We start from the raw sequence: 12819 nt of genomic DNA on the forward strand, positions 1-12819 counted from the left end.
TGTGCCTGCGTTAGTCTGACCGTTCCCTGCTGTCTGCCGAGCTTTCCATGCCTGACCTGCTAGACCGCTACCCGCGCACTGCGGGCACTTATCACGAACTGCTGGATGACAGCGGGGAAGTGCGCCCGCACTGGCGGCGGCTGTTCGATCAATTGCAGCGCAGCACCCCGGCGCAACTGGTGCAGCGGCAGGCGTTGCTCGCCCGACAGATTCAGGAAAACGGGGTCACTTATAACGTCTACGCCGATCCGAAGGGCGCAGACCGCCCGTGGGAGCTGGACCTGCTGCCGCATGTGATCGCTGCTGATGAATGGCAGCACCTGTCGGCAGGGATTGCCCAGCGTGCGCGTTTGCTCAACGCGGTACTGGCGGATCTGTACGGGCCGCAGCGGCTGATCCGCGAAGGGCTGTTGCCGGCGGAGCTGGTGTTCGGCCACAACAATTTTCTCTGGCCCTGTCAGGGCATCGCGCCACCGGAAGAGGCGTTTCTGCATCTGTATGCCGTGGACCTGGCGCGCACGCCGGACGGGCGCTGGTGGGTTACGGCGGATCGTACCCAGGCGCCGTCGGGCGCCGGTTATGCGCTGGAAAACCGCACCATCGTTTCGCGGGCGTTTCCCGAGTTGTACCGCGATCTGAAAGTGCAGCACCTGGCCGGATTCTTTCGCACCCTGCAGGAAACCCTCGCACGTCAGGCGCCATGTGCTGACGACGCGCCGCTGGTGGTGTTGCTCACGCCGGGGCGCTTCAACGAAAGCTACTTCGAACATCTTTATCTGGCGCGTCAGCTCGGTTATCCGCTGGTGGAGGGCGGCGACCTGACGGTGCGCGACGCCACGGTGTACCTGAAAACCCTCAGCGGTCTGCGCCGTGTGCACGCGATCATGCGCCGGCTCGACGATGACTTCTGCGACCCGCTGGAGCTGCGCACCGACTCGGCACTCGGGGTGCCCGGCTTGCTGGAAGCGGTGCGTCAGGGCCGGGTGCTGGTGGCCAATGCGTTGGGCAGCGGCGTGCTGGAGTCGCCGGGATTGCTCGGATTTTTGCCGAAGATCAATCAGTACCTGTTCGGCGAAGAACTGCTGCTGCCGTCCATCGCCACCTGGTGGTGCGGCGAGGCGCCGGTGCTGGCGCAGGCGCTGGAAAAACTGCCGGAGCTGCTGATCAAACCGGCATTCCCTTCACAAAGCTTCGCGCCGGTATTCGGCCGCGATCTGAGTGAACAACAGCGTCAGGCGCTCGCCGAGCGCATGCAGGCCCGGCCCTACGCTTATGTCGCGCAAGAGTTGGCGCAGCTGTCGCAGGCGCCGATCTGGCAAGCCGAAGACGGCCAGTTGCAACCGCGAGCCATCGGCATGCGCATGTACGCCGTGGCCAGTCGCGATGGCTATCGCGTGCTGCCCGGTGGCCTGACCCGGGTGGCCGCCGAGGCCGATGCCGAAGTGGTGTCGATGCAGCGCGGTGGCGCGAGCAAGGACACTTGGGTGCTGGGCGAGCGTGCGCCGAGTGGCGAACAATGGAAAACCCAGCGTAACGTCGGCGTACACGATCTGGTGCGCCGTGATCCGTACCTGCCCTCGCGGGTGGTGGAGAACCTGTTCTGGTTCGGCCGTTACTGCGAGCGTTGTGACGACAGTGCGCGACTGCTGCGGATCATGCTCGCGCGTTATGTCGATGGTGATGATCCGCAAGCCTTGCAGGCAGCGGTGGCGCTGGGCGAGCGTCTTATGTTGTTGCCGGAGGAGGGCGAGTTGCCGGAGCGCTTGCTGGCGGCGCTGCTCGGCGAGGACTGGTCGTTCAGCCTGCGCTCCAACCTGCAGCGCTTGCAGTGGGCGGCCTCGCAGGTGCGCGGCAAGCTTTCGCGGGAGAACTGGCAGGCGTTGGTCGAGTTGCAGCGCGAGGCGCTGGAACTGGACACCGAGGAGCCGGACTTCGGCGAGTTGCTGGATTTCCTCAACCGGCTGGTGATGTCACTGGCGGCATTGTCCGGGTTTGCCCTCGACGACATGACCCGCGACGAAGGCTGGCGCTTTCTGATGATTGGCCGACGCATCGAACGTTTGCAGTTTCTCAGCAGCAGTCTGGCGGCGTTTCTGCGCGGTGCCGGGGCGTTCGATCAGGCCGGGCTGGAATGGCTGCTGGAACTGGGCAACAGCAGTATCACCTACCGTTCGCGGTACCTGGCGGTGGCGCAGTTGATTCCGGTGCTCGACCTGTTGCTGCTCGATGAGCAGAACCCGCATGCGGTGCTGTTCCAGTTGAAACTGGTAACCCGCACGTTAAAACGCTTGAACGATGATTTCGGCGTGCCTCGCGAGGCCGGGCTGGCGCAATTGGTCGAGCGTCTGGCGCGGTTCGATCTGGGCTGTCTGGAGAACCCGCTGTTCGGGGAGAACAGCGTGCGTGCGGCGCTCGATGGTCTGGCGGATCTGCTGCAAGCGATTGCCGAGGCCAGCGCTCAGGTGTCCGATCGTCTGGCGCTGCGCCACTTTGCCCATGTCGATGATGTCAGCCAGCGCACGGTGTCCGTCTGATGAGCGCGCATTACCAGATCTTCCACGACACCTGTTACCACTACGACAGCCCGGTGTCGCTGGCACAGCAACTCGCGCACCTGTGGCCGCGTGAGTGCACGTGGCAACGCTGCACCGAGCAGCGATTGCTGATCAGCCCGCAGCCGACGACACGGCGGGATGAGCTGGATGTGTTCGGCAATCCGCTGACCCGACTGGCCTTCGAGCGCCCGCATGACGAGTTGCAGGTCAACGCCCGGCTCACGGTTGAGGTGCTGGCGCGGCCACTGGCGGATTTCAGTCTGTCCCCGGCGTGGGAGCAGACGCGCAACGCGCTGACCTACAGCAGTCAGCCGTTGTCCGCCGAAATGCTCGAGGCTTGTCGCTATCGGTTTCAATCACCCTACGTGCATTTGAAACGCAGTTTCGTCGAATTTTCGGAAAGCTGTTTTCCACCGGGAAGGCCCTTGTTGCTGGGCGTGCAGGCGTTGATGCAGAAGATTTTCAGCGAGTTCACCTTCGATGCCGAGGCCACGCAAGTGGCGACGCCGCTGGTCGAGGTGCTGGAGCGCCGGCGTGGCGTGTGTCAGGACTTCGCGCATCTGATGCTCGCTTGCGTGCGCTCGCGAGGGCTGGCAGCGCGTTACATCAGCGGCTATCTGCTGACCCAGCCGCCGCCGGGCCAGCCACGGCTGATCGGTGCTGATGCTTCGCATGCGTGGGTGTCGGTGTTCTGTCCGGTATCGGGCTGGGTGGATTTCGATCCGACCAACAACGTGCAGCCGGCGCTGGAGCATATCACCCTGGCGTGGGGCCGGGATTTTTCCGATGTGTCGCCGTTGCGCGGGGTGATTCTGGGGGGCGGTTCGCATGATCCGGAAGTGCGGGTCACGGTGATGCCATTGGAGTAAGGAATTTCACTGGCGGGAGCCAATGTGGCGAGGGAGCTTGCTCCCGCTCGACTGCGAAGCAGTCGCAAAACAATTTGGGGTCGCTGCGCAACCCAGCGGGAGCAAGCTCCCTCACCACAGATCGCTCCCTCTGGGAGCGAGTCAGCAATCAGCTCAGGCGTCAGGCGCCTGGTCTTTCGGTGCATCAACATCAACTTCATCATCGAGGTCAGTCGCCACTTCACCGTCAGGGTTCAGTGCCGCTTCTTCAGCCATTTGTTTCTTGCGCTGAAGCTTTTCCTCTTTCTTCTGCTCCTTTGCCAGGTCTCGTTGACGTTTGGCGAAGGAGTAATTGGGTTTGGCCATGGGCGATCCTCTGGGGTCGAAGGTGAGGTTGAGCGGCGCGTATTCTGCCCTGTATCGGTGCCTGGCGGTTAGCCGGGTTTTTGGTCGACCCACTTGGGCGTGACGGTCGGCTTCCACTGATCGAGGGCGTCGAGCAGGGTTTGGGGCGATTCGCTCACTTGCAGCATGTCACGGTGTGGCGCGCGAACGAAGCCTTCGCCGACGATATGGTCGAGAAAAGCCGTGAGTTTGCTGTAAAAACCGTTCACTTCCAGCAGCCCCAGCGGTTTGCCGTGGTAGCCGAGCTGGCCCCAGGTCCAGACTTCGAACAGCTCTTCCAGCGTGCCGAGGCCGCCGGGCAATGCGATGAATGCATCGCTCAGTTCGGCCATGCGCGCCTTGCGCGCGTGCATGCCATCGACCACTTCGAGACGGGTCAGGCTTTTGTGGCCGATCTCCTTGTCCATCAGGCTTTGCGGAATGATCCCGATCACTTCGCCGCCAGCGGCCAGCGCGGCGTCCGCCACCAGGCCCATCAGGCCCACGGCGCCACCGCCGTAAACCAGCGTCAGCTGACGCTCGGCCAGCGCGCGGCCAAGGGCCTTGGCGGCTTCGGTGTAAGCCGGATCAGTGCCAGCGTTGGCACCGCAAAAAACACAAACGGATGTGAGAGACATGCCTTCCTCCTGGGTCAATCCGTCACAGGGTAATGGCTGGCACGCCTTGATCCAAGGACTAAACTTCGCGTTCCGGCGATTCAAAGGTACCGCTGGCGCCACAGGCGTAGGCGGCGAGCAAACTGCACAACAGACCGTTAAAGAACATGACCGGCACTCCGTTTCAGTAGATGCGCCGATCATAGGCCCGGCCGGGAAATCTGGCCGGTAGATTGTTTCGATGAGTGTCATAGCCTGAAAGTTGTATACAATTTTTGACTCAAGTCATAGGAACTTGCGAAGATTTCAGGCAGTCTTTCCATCATTCGTGTTTTTGTTAACCCTGCCTTGGAGATTCACCATGTTTTCCAAAGTTGTTGCGGTATCCCTGCTGGCGCTGGCCAGCAGCCAATTGATGGCTGCCGAGTGCAAAACCACCGTTGACTCCACCGATCAGATGTCCTTCAACACCCAGTCGATCGTGATCGACAAGAGCTGCAAGACCTTCACCGTCGAATTGACTCACTCTGGCAGCCTGCCGAAGAACGTCATGGGCCATAACCTGGTGGTCAGCAAAACCGCTGACATGCAGCCGATCGCTACCGACGGCCTGGCCGCTGGCATCGACAAGAACTACCTGAAAGACGGCGACGAGCGCGTTATCGCTCACACCAAGATCATCGGTGCCGGCGAGAAAGACTCGCTGACCATCGACGTATCGAAGCTGACCGCTGGCACTGACTACGGCTTCTTCTGCTCGTTCCCAGGCCACATCTCAATGATGAAAGGCACCGTGACCCTGAAGTAATACGACTCACGCCTGACACAAAAAACGCCACTGCAATTGATTGCAGTGGCGTTTTTTTCTGCCGATCAAATCTGCATCTATTACCTCATTTCTCTGATCATGGCCGTCGGTCTGAAATACCCCCGAACCTGTAATTTCTGACAGTAGACGCGGGCTTCGAAGAGCCCTCTGATGGGGGAGGCGCTCAGATAACTGTGCGCACCCATTCCGGAAAAAGGAGTTATCGTATGACCGATCAAGAGAAATTACCCCAGCAGCGTACCTTGGTTCAGGGGCCCGACAGCAGAGCTCTGTTAAGCCAAACCGGCATTGAGAGCGTTACCAATGGCAATGGTGAACGCCTCGAACATGGCGGGATCAGCACAAATGCAGATTTGTCTTTTGTTGGTTTCGCTGCTCCCGATCAAACGGCGCAGCTTTTCGACAACGGTGCCCCTGCGCATTCCCCGGTAAATGTTGATAACAATGGTCACTTCAGTTTGATCGTGACTGATCAACAGAACGGTTCACATGTGTACGCCGTGCATACCAGTGATGGACAAGTGTCAGAAACGTTTACGGTTCACATTCAAGTGCCGCTACGTGCCACTATTTTCTGGGTAAATGGTCCCGACGGAGTCATTATCGAAAATGGTGGAAGCACTACGTTTGTCGATCTGTACTTTGTAGGCGGGGGGGAGCCCAACCAAACGGTAAATCTTCTGGATAATGGAATTCTCGTTGCTACCCTCAACATCGATGCAAATGCCCGTTGGAGTGCTGCAATGAACGGAGTATCTCCAGGGCAGTATCATTTCACCGTGGTAGGACAAGACGGTGTTGAGTCTCCACCCTGGAGCATTGAGATTAAGACCTCCGTACTGCCCAGCATTCAGTTTCTCCTGGGAGAAAGCGGGCAGTTGATCGGTAACCACGAGCAGACGACTGATACATCGTTAACGGTTGTCGGTACGGCACACCCAAATGGACAAGGAAAAATAGTCGACTACGATAACGACTTGGTTGAATTCACGGCCGACTCGAATGGAATCTACACGGCTAAGATATCGAATCTGGCTGAAAAGGTTCACACCATTAGAACGATAACTGCTGGTGGTCAAATCTCGTCCCCTTGGGCATTCAGGGTGGTTCCGGCAAAAGCCCGTTAAATCTGCCATTGAGTCCTGAGCAAAGAAAAGCCCGCTGAGGATCACTCCTCAGCGGGCTTTTCATTCACTCACCCATTACGGCGCAAACGGCATGACCCGCTTGTGATGGGTCTTTTTGTAGGTGTTGACGATGATGTCGAACGCTTCCTGACGCACCGGCTCGCCGTGCAGGAAGGCGTCGATCTCGGCGTAGGTCACGCCGTGGGACGCTTCGTCCGGTTTGCCCGGCGACAGGTCTTCCAGATCCGCGGTCGGCACTTTTTCCACCAGCGATTCCGGCGCGCCGAAGCTGCGGGCAATCGCCCGGACCTGGTTTTTCACCAGACCGCTGAGCGGGGCCAGGTCGCAGGCGCCGTCGCCGAACTTGGTGAAGAAGCCCATTACCGCTTCCGCCGCGTGGTCGGTGCCGATCACCAGCCCGTGGGCCGCGCCGGCGATGGTGTACTGGGCGACCATGCGCATCCGCGCCTTGGTGTTGCCGAGCACGAAATCCACCGACACCGCATGTTTGCCTTCGAACGCTGCCACTTCACTGGCCAGCGACTTCACTGCCGGGCCGATGTTGACCGTGTGGCGCTCGTCCGGGGCGATGAAGTCCACCGAAGCCTGGGCGTCGTGCTCATCGAACTGGGTTTCGTACGGCAGGCGCACGGCGATGAACTTGTAGGCGTTGTCGCCAGTGCGCTCGCGCAACTCACGCATGGCGCGCTGGGCCAAGAGACCGGCGGTCAGCGAGTCGACCCCGCCGCTGATGCCCAGCACCAGAGTCTTGAGGCCGGAATTGACCAGGCAATCCTGGATAAAGGTGATGCGTCGGGCGACTTCCGCTTCGAGGGCCTGATGCCCGGCGAATGGCGGTTGCACCTTGAGCTGTTCAGCAATCTCACGCTGTACGGCTTGCATGAATTCACTCCTTGCTAGATAGGCTGGAAACGGCAGGAACCTGGAACACATGTCGCAAATAGGCGACGAAATTCGGGTCTTTGCAGTGGGTCTTGCCGGGCTCGTCGGAGATCTTCGCCACCGGCTGGCCGTTGCAGGCGGTCATTTTAAGCACGATGCTCATCGGTTCGACACCCGGAATGTCACAGGTCAGGTTGGTACCGATGCCAAAGCTGACGTTGATCCGCCCGTGCAGCGCGCGGAAGATCTCCAGCGACTTGGGCAGGGTCAGGCTGTCGGAGAACACCAGAGTCTTGCTCATCGGGTCGATGCCGAGCTTGTGGTAGTGGGCGATGCATTTTTCGCCCCACTGCACCGGGTCCCCGGAGTCGTGGCGCAAACCATCGAAGAGCTTGGCAAAGAACAGGTCGAAGTCGCCGAGGAAGGCGTCGGTGGTGATGCAGTCGGTGAGCGCAATCCCGAGCAAACCACGGTACTCACGCACCCAGCAGTCGAGGGCGGCAATCTGGCTGTCGATCAGCCGCGGGCCGAGTTGCTGGTGGGCCATGATCCATTCATGGGCCATGGTGCCCAGCGGTTTCATGTCCAGTTCGCGGGACAAGTGCACGTTGCTGGTGCCGACGAAGCGCCCGGGGAAATCGTGCTTGAGCACATTCACCACTTCTTCCTGCACGCGATACGAAAAACGCCGACGGGTGCCAAAATCGGCGACCTGCAATTGCGCCAGTTCGTCGTCCGAGGCGTTGGCGCTGAGCCAGTCGAACTTGCGATACAGCTGTTCACGCGCCTGCACCAGTTCGATTTCGCGGTAGCGATAGCGGTTGCGCACTTCGCTGACGATCGCCAGCAGCGGCACTTCGTACAGAATCACATGCAGCCACGGGCCGCGCAGCCGAATGAACAACTCGCCGTTCTCGATGCCGGTGTGCAGGTAGCGCAGGTTGAAGCGGAACAGTCCGAGAAAGCGCAGGAAATCCGGCTTGAGGAAGGTGATGCGCTCGAGAAAACTCAACTGGTCGGCGCTCAGGCTCAGCTCGGCCAGACGCTCGATCTGGTAGCGAATCTCGGCCAGATACGGCCGCAGATCCTCACTGTTACGGCAACGAAACTCCCATTCGACTTCGACGTTGGGGTAGTTGTGCAGCACCGCCTGCATCATTGTCAGTTTGTAGAAGTCGGTGTCGAGCAGGTTCTGCACGATGCGATCGGCAAACACACTCTCGCTCATAAACGGGGTCTCCAGGTGCACCGCGCAAGGCGCGGTATCAATCAATGACGCTAGTGGCGCATATCAGCGGTGGGGATTGCCAGCAATTTTTGGCCTGTAGCGGATTTTGCTTAATGTAGGAGCTGCCGAAGGCTGCGATCTTTTGATCCTGAAAAACAAGATCAAAAGATCGCAGCCTTCGGCAGCTCCTACAGGAGAATCAGTGGTCGTCGGGGCTATCGATCTGCTCCAGCATCCACTTCACAAAATCCCGCACTTTCGGCACTTCCGCCGCATGCTCCGGGTAGGCCAGGTAATAGGCGTCGGAACTGGGCATTGCATGCTGCCAGGGAATGACCAGTTTGCCGTCGGCCAATTCCTCTTCCACCAGAAACCGTGGCAGCAGCGCTACGCCGCAGCCGACCTGGGCGGCGCGGATGCACATATAAAAGGTTTCGAAGCGCGGCCCGTGATAGCTGTGTTCGGTGTGGTAACCCTGACTGTCGAACCAGTCGTGCCAGGCCTGTGGACGCGAGGCGTTTTGCAGCAGCACCAGATCGGTCAGTTGCGTCGGATCGGTGAATGGCTGATCCGGCAGGCTGCCGGGCGCGCAGACCGGCACCAGCTCTTCGCCGAACAGCTTCAGGCATTCGGTGCCGGGGCGCGAACCCTGGCCGAAATAGAACGCCAGATCGCTGCGCCCCTGCAGCAGATCATCCGCCTCCTGCTCGTTGCACAGGTCGAGATGGATCGACGGGTGGCGCAGACGCCAGCCTTTCAGACGCGGAACCAGCCAGCGCGCGCCGAAGGTCGAGGGTGTGGAGACGCGCAGGACTTCGGTCTCGCCGCCGTAGGAACGCAGATAATGCGTGGACATTTCCACCTGGGTGAGGATTTTTCGGACCTCCACCAAGTACAAATCCCCGGCCGGAGTCATCTGCAAACGCCGACGCACCCGGCGAAACAACAAGTGCTGCAACAATTCCTCAAGCTGCGCGACCTGTTTGCTGACGGCACTCTGGGTCAGGTTCAGCTCTTCGGCGGCCCGGGTGAAGCTCAAGTGCCGGGTCACGGCCTCGAAGCACTGCAGCGCGGTGATCGACGGCAGGTGGCGTTTGTTCAGCATGGGTGGTCCTTTTTCTTGTCTTTCTATGCGCAGCATGAATAAACGGAATGATATCTCGCGTAAAGGTCGTTTGTTGCCTTGCCTTCGGGAAGCTACAACTAAAGGCCTGCCCGGTCGTGAACATTCGGCCGCACACATTCAGTTTTTCGCTTGAGGAGTGACCCATGGTTGCCGCATTGCTTGATCGTCTTGGTGTGAACCCGGCCCTGTACCAGAACGGCAAAGTGCCGGTGCATTCGCCCATCGACGGCAGCCGCATCGCCGCCGTGAACTGGGAAGGCCCGGCCGAAGTCGAGCAGCACATCAGTCGCGCAGATCATGCGTTCGAGCAGTGGCGCAAGGTGCCGGCCCCGCGTCGCGGCGAGCTGGTGCGTCAGTTCGGCGAGGTGCTGCGCGAATACAAGGCTGACCTCGGCGAGCTGGTGTCGTGGGAAGCGGGCAAGATTACCCAGGAAGGCCTCGGTGAAGTGCAGGAGATGATCGACATCTGCGACTTCGCCGTCGGCCTGTCGCGTCAACTGTACGGCTTGACCATCGCCTCCGAGCGCCCGGGCCACCACATGCGTGAAACCTGGCATCCGCTGGGCGTGGTCGGCGTGATCAGCGCGTTCAACTTCCCCGTCGCGGTGTGGGCGTGGAACACCACGTTGGCGCTGGTCTGCGGTAACCCGGTGGTGTGGAAGCCGTCGGAGAAAACCCCGCTGACCGCACTGGCCTGCCAGGCACTGTTCGATCGCGTGGTGAAGAATTTCAGCGATGCGCCGGCGCACCTGTGCCAAGTGATCATCGGTGGCCGTGACGCTGGCGAAGCGCTGGTGGATGATCCGCGCGTGGCGCTGATCAGCGCCACCGGCAGCACCCGCATGGGCCGCGAAGTGGCACCGAAAGTCGCCGCGCGTTTCGCCCGCAGCATTCTTGAGCTGGGCGGCAACAACGCGATGATCCTCGGCCCGAGCGCCGATCTGGACATGGCCGTGCGCGCCATCCTGTTCAGCGCGGTCGGCACCGCCGGTCAGCGTTGCACCACCCTGCGTCGCCTGATTGCCCATGAGTCGGTGAAGGAAGAAATCGTCACCCGCCTCAAAGCCGCGTACGCCAAGGTGCGCATCGGCCATCCGCTGGAAGGCAATCTGGTCGGCCCGCTGATCGACAAACACAGCTACGAAAATATGCAGGACGCGCTGGAGCAGGCACTGAGCGAGGGCGGGCGGGTGTTCGGTGGCAAGCGCCAACTGGAAGATCAATTCCCGAATGCCTACTACGTGTCGCCGGCGATCGTGGAAATGCCGGAGCAGAGCGATGTGGTCTGCAGCGAAACCTTTGCGCCGATCCTCTACGTGGTCGGCTACAGCGACTTCCAGGAAGCGCTGCGCTTGAACAACGCGGTGCCGCAAGGCCTGTCATCGTGCATCTTCACTACCGACGTGCGCGAGGCCGAGCAGTTCATGTCGGCGGTCGGCAGTGACTGCGGCATCGCCAACGTCAACATCGGCCCGAGCGGCGCGGAAATTGGCGGCGCGTTTGGTGGCGAGAAGGAGACCGGCGGTGGCCGCGAGTCGGGTTCCGACGCCTGGCGCGCGTACATGCGTCGGCAGACCAATACCGTGAACTACTCGCTGGAGTTGCCGCTGGCGCAGGGCATTACCTTCGACTGAAATTGAGCAAAAGCTGAAAAGATCGCAGCCTTCGGCAGCTCCTACAGGGCTGCGGTTGGCTGCGGTTTTGTAGGAGCTGCCGAAGGCTGCGATCTTTTTAGTGCCCACAACGCAATTGGTTAGGTTTCTGTTGGAGTCTGGCAATGCCGTTACGCGAAGAATGTCTGTGGGAAAAACTCACGCCGCAGCGCCCGGATAACGCCGCGCTACGGGGCGAGGTCAAAGTCGATGTCTGCGTGATCGGCGCCGGGTTTACCGGGTTGTCGGCGGCGCTGCATCTGTTGGAAAAAGGCAAAAGCGTCTGCGTGCTGGAAGCGCATCGCGCAGGTCACGGCGGCTCCGGGCGCAACGTCGGGCTGGTCAACGCCGGCATGTGGATCCCGCCGGACGAGATCGAGGCCGGGTTCGGCGAAGCGGTCGGCAGTCAGCTCAACCGCATGCTCGGGGCGGCGCCAGCGCTGGTGTTCAGCCTTGTGGATAAATACCACATCGATTGCCAGTTGCGCCGCGAAGGCACCCTGCACATGGCGCACAACGCCAAGGGCGAAGCGGATCTGCGCAGTCGCGAGCAACAATGGAAGCGTCGCGGAGCGCCCGTCGAGTTGCTCACCGGCAAGGCCTGCGAGCAAGCCACCGGCACGCAAAAGATCGCTGCCGCGCTGCTCGACCGCCGCGCCGGCACGCTCAACCCGATGGCCTATGTCACCGGACTGGCCAATGCGGTGAAAGGGCTGGGCGGGCAGATGTTCGATCATTCGCCGGTGAGCCGTCTCGAGCGCGTGGGCCAGCAATGGTCAGTGCAGACCGAGCACGGTTCGGTACTCGCCGGGCAAGTGGTGATCGCCTCCAACGCCTACACCGAGGGCGACTGGACCGAACTCAAGCGCAACTTCTTCCCCGGTTACTACTATCAGGTCGCCTCGGTGCCGCTGACCGAAGATGCCGCCCATGACATTCTCCCAGGCGGGCAGGGCTCGTGGGACACGCGGCAGGTGCTGAGCAGTATCCGTCGCGACAGGGACGGCCGGTTGTTGCTCGGCAGTCTGGGCAACGGCAACCAGAAACCGACGTGGTTCCTCAAGGCCTGGGCCGATCGGGTGCAGCAGCATTACTTCCCCAACCTGAAACCGGTGGAATGGGAATGCACCTGGACCGGGCGCATTGCCTTTACCCCCGATCACCTGATGCGCCTGTTCGAACCGGCGCCGGGACTGGTGGCCGTCACCGGTTACAACGGTCGTGGCGTGACCACTGGCACTGTGGTCGGCAAAGCCTTCGCCGACTATCTGTGTAACGGAAATCCTCAAGCCTTGCCGATCCCCTTCGCACCGATGCAGCCCCTGGCCGGTGTCGGCCTGCGCAGTTGCCTGTACGAGGCCGGGTTCTCGCTGTATCACGCGGGCCAGTGCCTGCGCATCGTCATCTGAGTGTTGAAATATGTTGCGTAACGCGGCGCTTTTCGGCGTAGCGACTAGCCTGTAATGGTGCGGGTTGTAGCAGTCCCGCACCAGCAGTGTGCAGTTCGGTGACGCGAGCTGTTACAGGCTGGTTGCACGTCGTTTGGTGCC

The 12819-nt window shown here is 60.8% G+C and carries 11 protein-coding genes; 6 read left to right on the plus strand and 5 right to left on the minus strand.

Annotated features, from left to right (window positions below; all coding sequences use genetic code 11):
* Positions 1 to 47 precede the first annotated feature (47 nt).
* Together B1722_RS21965 and B1722_RS21970 are read left to right on the plus strand one after the other, a co-directional pair.
* The gene (locus B1722_RS21965) at positions 48 to 2534 is read left to right on the plus strand and encodes a circularly permuted type 2 ATP-grasp protein (protein WP_041065660.1); all 2487 of its coding nucleotides are present in this window, start codon (positions 48 to 50) and stop codon (positions 2532 to 2534) included.
* A complete protein-coding gene (locus B1722_RS21970; RefSeq protein WP_041065658.1) occupies positions 2534 to 3424 on the plus strand; it encodes a transglutaminase family protein in 891 nt (296 codons plus the stop codon). Before B1722_RS21965 ends, B1722_RS21970 begins: the two co-directional genes overlap by 1 nt.
* A 153-nt stretch (positions 3425 to 3577) precedes the next feature.
* Here the strand turns inward: B1722_RS21970 and B1722_RS21975 are convergent, their stop codons facing one another.
* Together B1722_RS21975 and B1722_RS21980 are read right to left on the minus strand one after the other, a co-directional pair.
* Positions 3578 to 3769, minus strand: coding sequence for a hypothetical protein (locus B1722_RS21975; protein ID WP_041065655.1), 192 nt, complete (start codon positions 3767 to 3769; stop codon positions 3578 to 3580).
* A 68-nt stretch (positions 3770 to 3837) separates the two neighbouring features.
* A complete protein-coding gene (locus tag B1722_RS21980) occupies positions 3838 to 4425 on the minus strand; it encodes a TIGR00730 family Rossman fold protein (RefSeq protein WP_041065653.1) in 588 nt (195 codons plus the stop codon).
* A gap of 340 nt (positions 4426 to 4765) precedes the next feature.
* Here B1722_RS21980 and azu point away from each other — a divergent pair, with 340 nt between their 5' ends.
* Entirely contained in the window at positions 4766 to 5212 is a 447-nt protein-coding gene (azu, locus tag B1722_RS21985; protein ID WP_041065650.1) for an azurin, read from the plus strand.
* A gap of 227 nt (positions 5213 to 5439) precedes the next feature.
* On the plus strand, positions 5440 to 6360 hold the full coding sequence (locus tag B1722_RS21990) for a hypothetical protein (RefSeq protein ID WP_052510581.1): 921 nt from the start codon (positions 5440 to 5442) through the stop codon (positions 6358 to 6360).
* Between the two features lie 75 nt (positions 6361 to 6435).
* Here B1722_RS21990 and nadE read toward each other — a convergent pair whose 3' ends face one another.
* The 3 genes from nadE to B1722_RS22005 all read right to left on the minus strand — a co-directional run bounded on the left by nadE (position 6436) and on the right by B1722_RS22005 (position 9596).
* Positions 6436 to 7263, minus strand: a complete 828-nt coding sequence (nadE, locus tag B1722_RS21995; RefSeq protein ID WP_041065647.1) for an ammonia-dependent NAD(+) synthetase — start codon at positions 7261 to 7263, stop codon at positions 6436 to 6438.
* 4 nt (positions 7264 to 7267) lie between these two features.
* Entirely contained in the window at positions 7268 to 8491 is a 1224-nt protein-coding gene (pncB, locus tag B1722_RS22000) for a nicotinate phosphoribosyltransferase (protein ID WP_086794254.1), read from the minus strand.
* Positions 8492 to 8690: 199 nt separating this feature from the next.
* The gene (locus B1722_RS22005) at positions 8691 to 9596 is read right to left on the minus strand and encodes a LysR family transcriptional regulator (protein ID WP_041065642.1); all 906 of its coding nucleotides are present in this window, start codon (positions 9594 to 9596) and stop codon (positions 8691 to 8693) included.
* A gap of 164 nt (positions 9597 to 9760) precedes the next feature.
* Here B1722_RS22005 and B1722_RS22010 point away from each other — a divergent pair, with 164 nt between their 5' ends.
* Positions 9761 to 11251, plus strand: coding sequence for an aldehyde dehydrogenase family protein (locus B1722_RS22010; RefSeq protein ID WP_041065639.1), 1491 nt, complete (start codon positions 9761 to 9763; stop codon positions 11249 to 11251).
* Between the two features lie 143 nt (positions 11252 to 11394).
* Positions 11395 to 12678, plus strand: coding sequence for an FAD-binding oxidoreductase (locus tag B1722_RS22015; protein ID WP_086794255.1), 1284 nt, complete (start codon positions 11395 to 11397; stop codon positions 12676 to 12678).
* Positions 12679 to 12819: the final 141 nt, after the last annotated feature.

The sequence above is a fragment of the Pseudomonas sp. SCPG-7 genome (genome assembly GCF_002156405.1).
In the GTDB taxonomy this organism is placed as follows: domain Bacteria; phylum Pseudomonadota; class Gammaproteobacteria; order Pseudomonadales; family Pseudomonadaceae; genus Aquipseudomonas; species Aquipseudomonas parakoreensis.

Bases quoted from the DNA above. Each gene is read 5' to 3' on its own strand.
- B1722_RS21965 (WP_041065660.1), top strand. From the start codon at position 48: ATGCCTGACCTGCTAGACCGCTACCCGCGCACTGCGGGCACTTATCAC.
- B1722_RS21970 (WP_041065658.1), top strand. From the start codon at position 2,534: ATGAGCGCGCATTACCAGATCTTCCACGACACCTGTTACCACTACGAC.
- B1722_RS21975 (WP_041065655.1), bottom strand. From the start codon at position 3,769: ATGGCCAAACCCAATTACTCCTTCGCCAAACGTCAACGAGACCTGGCA.
- B1722_RS21980 (WP_041065653.1), bottom strand. From the start codon at position 4,425: ATGTCTCTCACATCCGTTTGTGTTTTTTGCGGTGCCAACGCTGGCACT.
- azu (WP_041065650.1), top strand. From the start codon at position 4,766: ATGTTTTCCAAAGTTGTTGCGGTATCCCTGCTGGCGCTGGCCAGCAGC.
- B1722_RS21990 (WP_052510581.1), top strand. From the start codon at position 5,440: ATGACCGATCAAGAGAAATTACCCCAGCAGCGTACCTTGGTTCAGGGG.
- nadE (WP_041065647.1), bottom strand. From the start codon at position 7,263: ATGCAAGCCGTACAGCGTGAGATTGCTGAACAGCTCAAGGTGCAACCG.
- pncB (WP_086794254.1), bottom strand. From the start codon at position 8,491: ATGAGCGAGAGTGTGTTTGCCGATCGCATCGTGCAGAACCTGCTCGAC.
- B1722_RS22005 (WP_041065642.1), bottom strand. From the start codon at position 9,596: ATGCTGAACAAACGCCACCTGCCGTCGATCACCGCGCTGCAGTGCTTC.
- B1722_RS22010 (WP_041065639.1), top strand. From the start codon at position 9,761: ATGGTTGCCGCATTGCTTGATCGTCTTGGTGTGAACCCGGCCCTGTAC.
- B1722_RS22015 (WP_086794255.1), top strand. From the start codon at position 11,395: ATGCCGTTACGCGAAGAATGTCTGTGGGAAAAACTCACGCCGCAGCGC.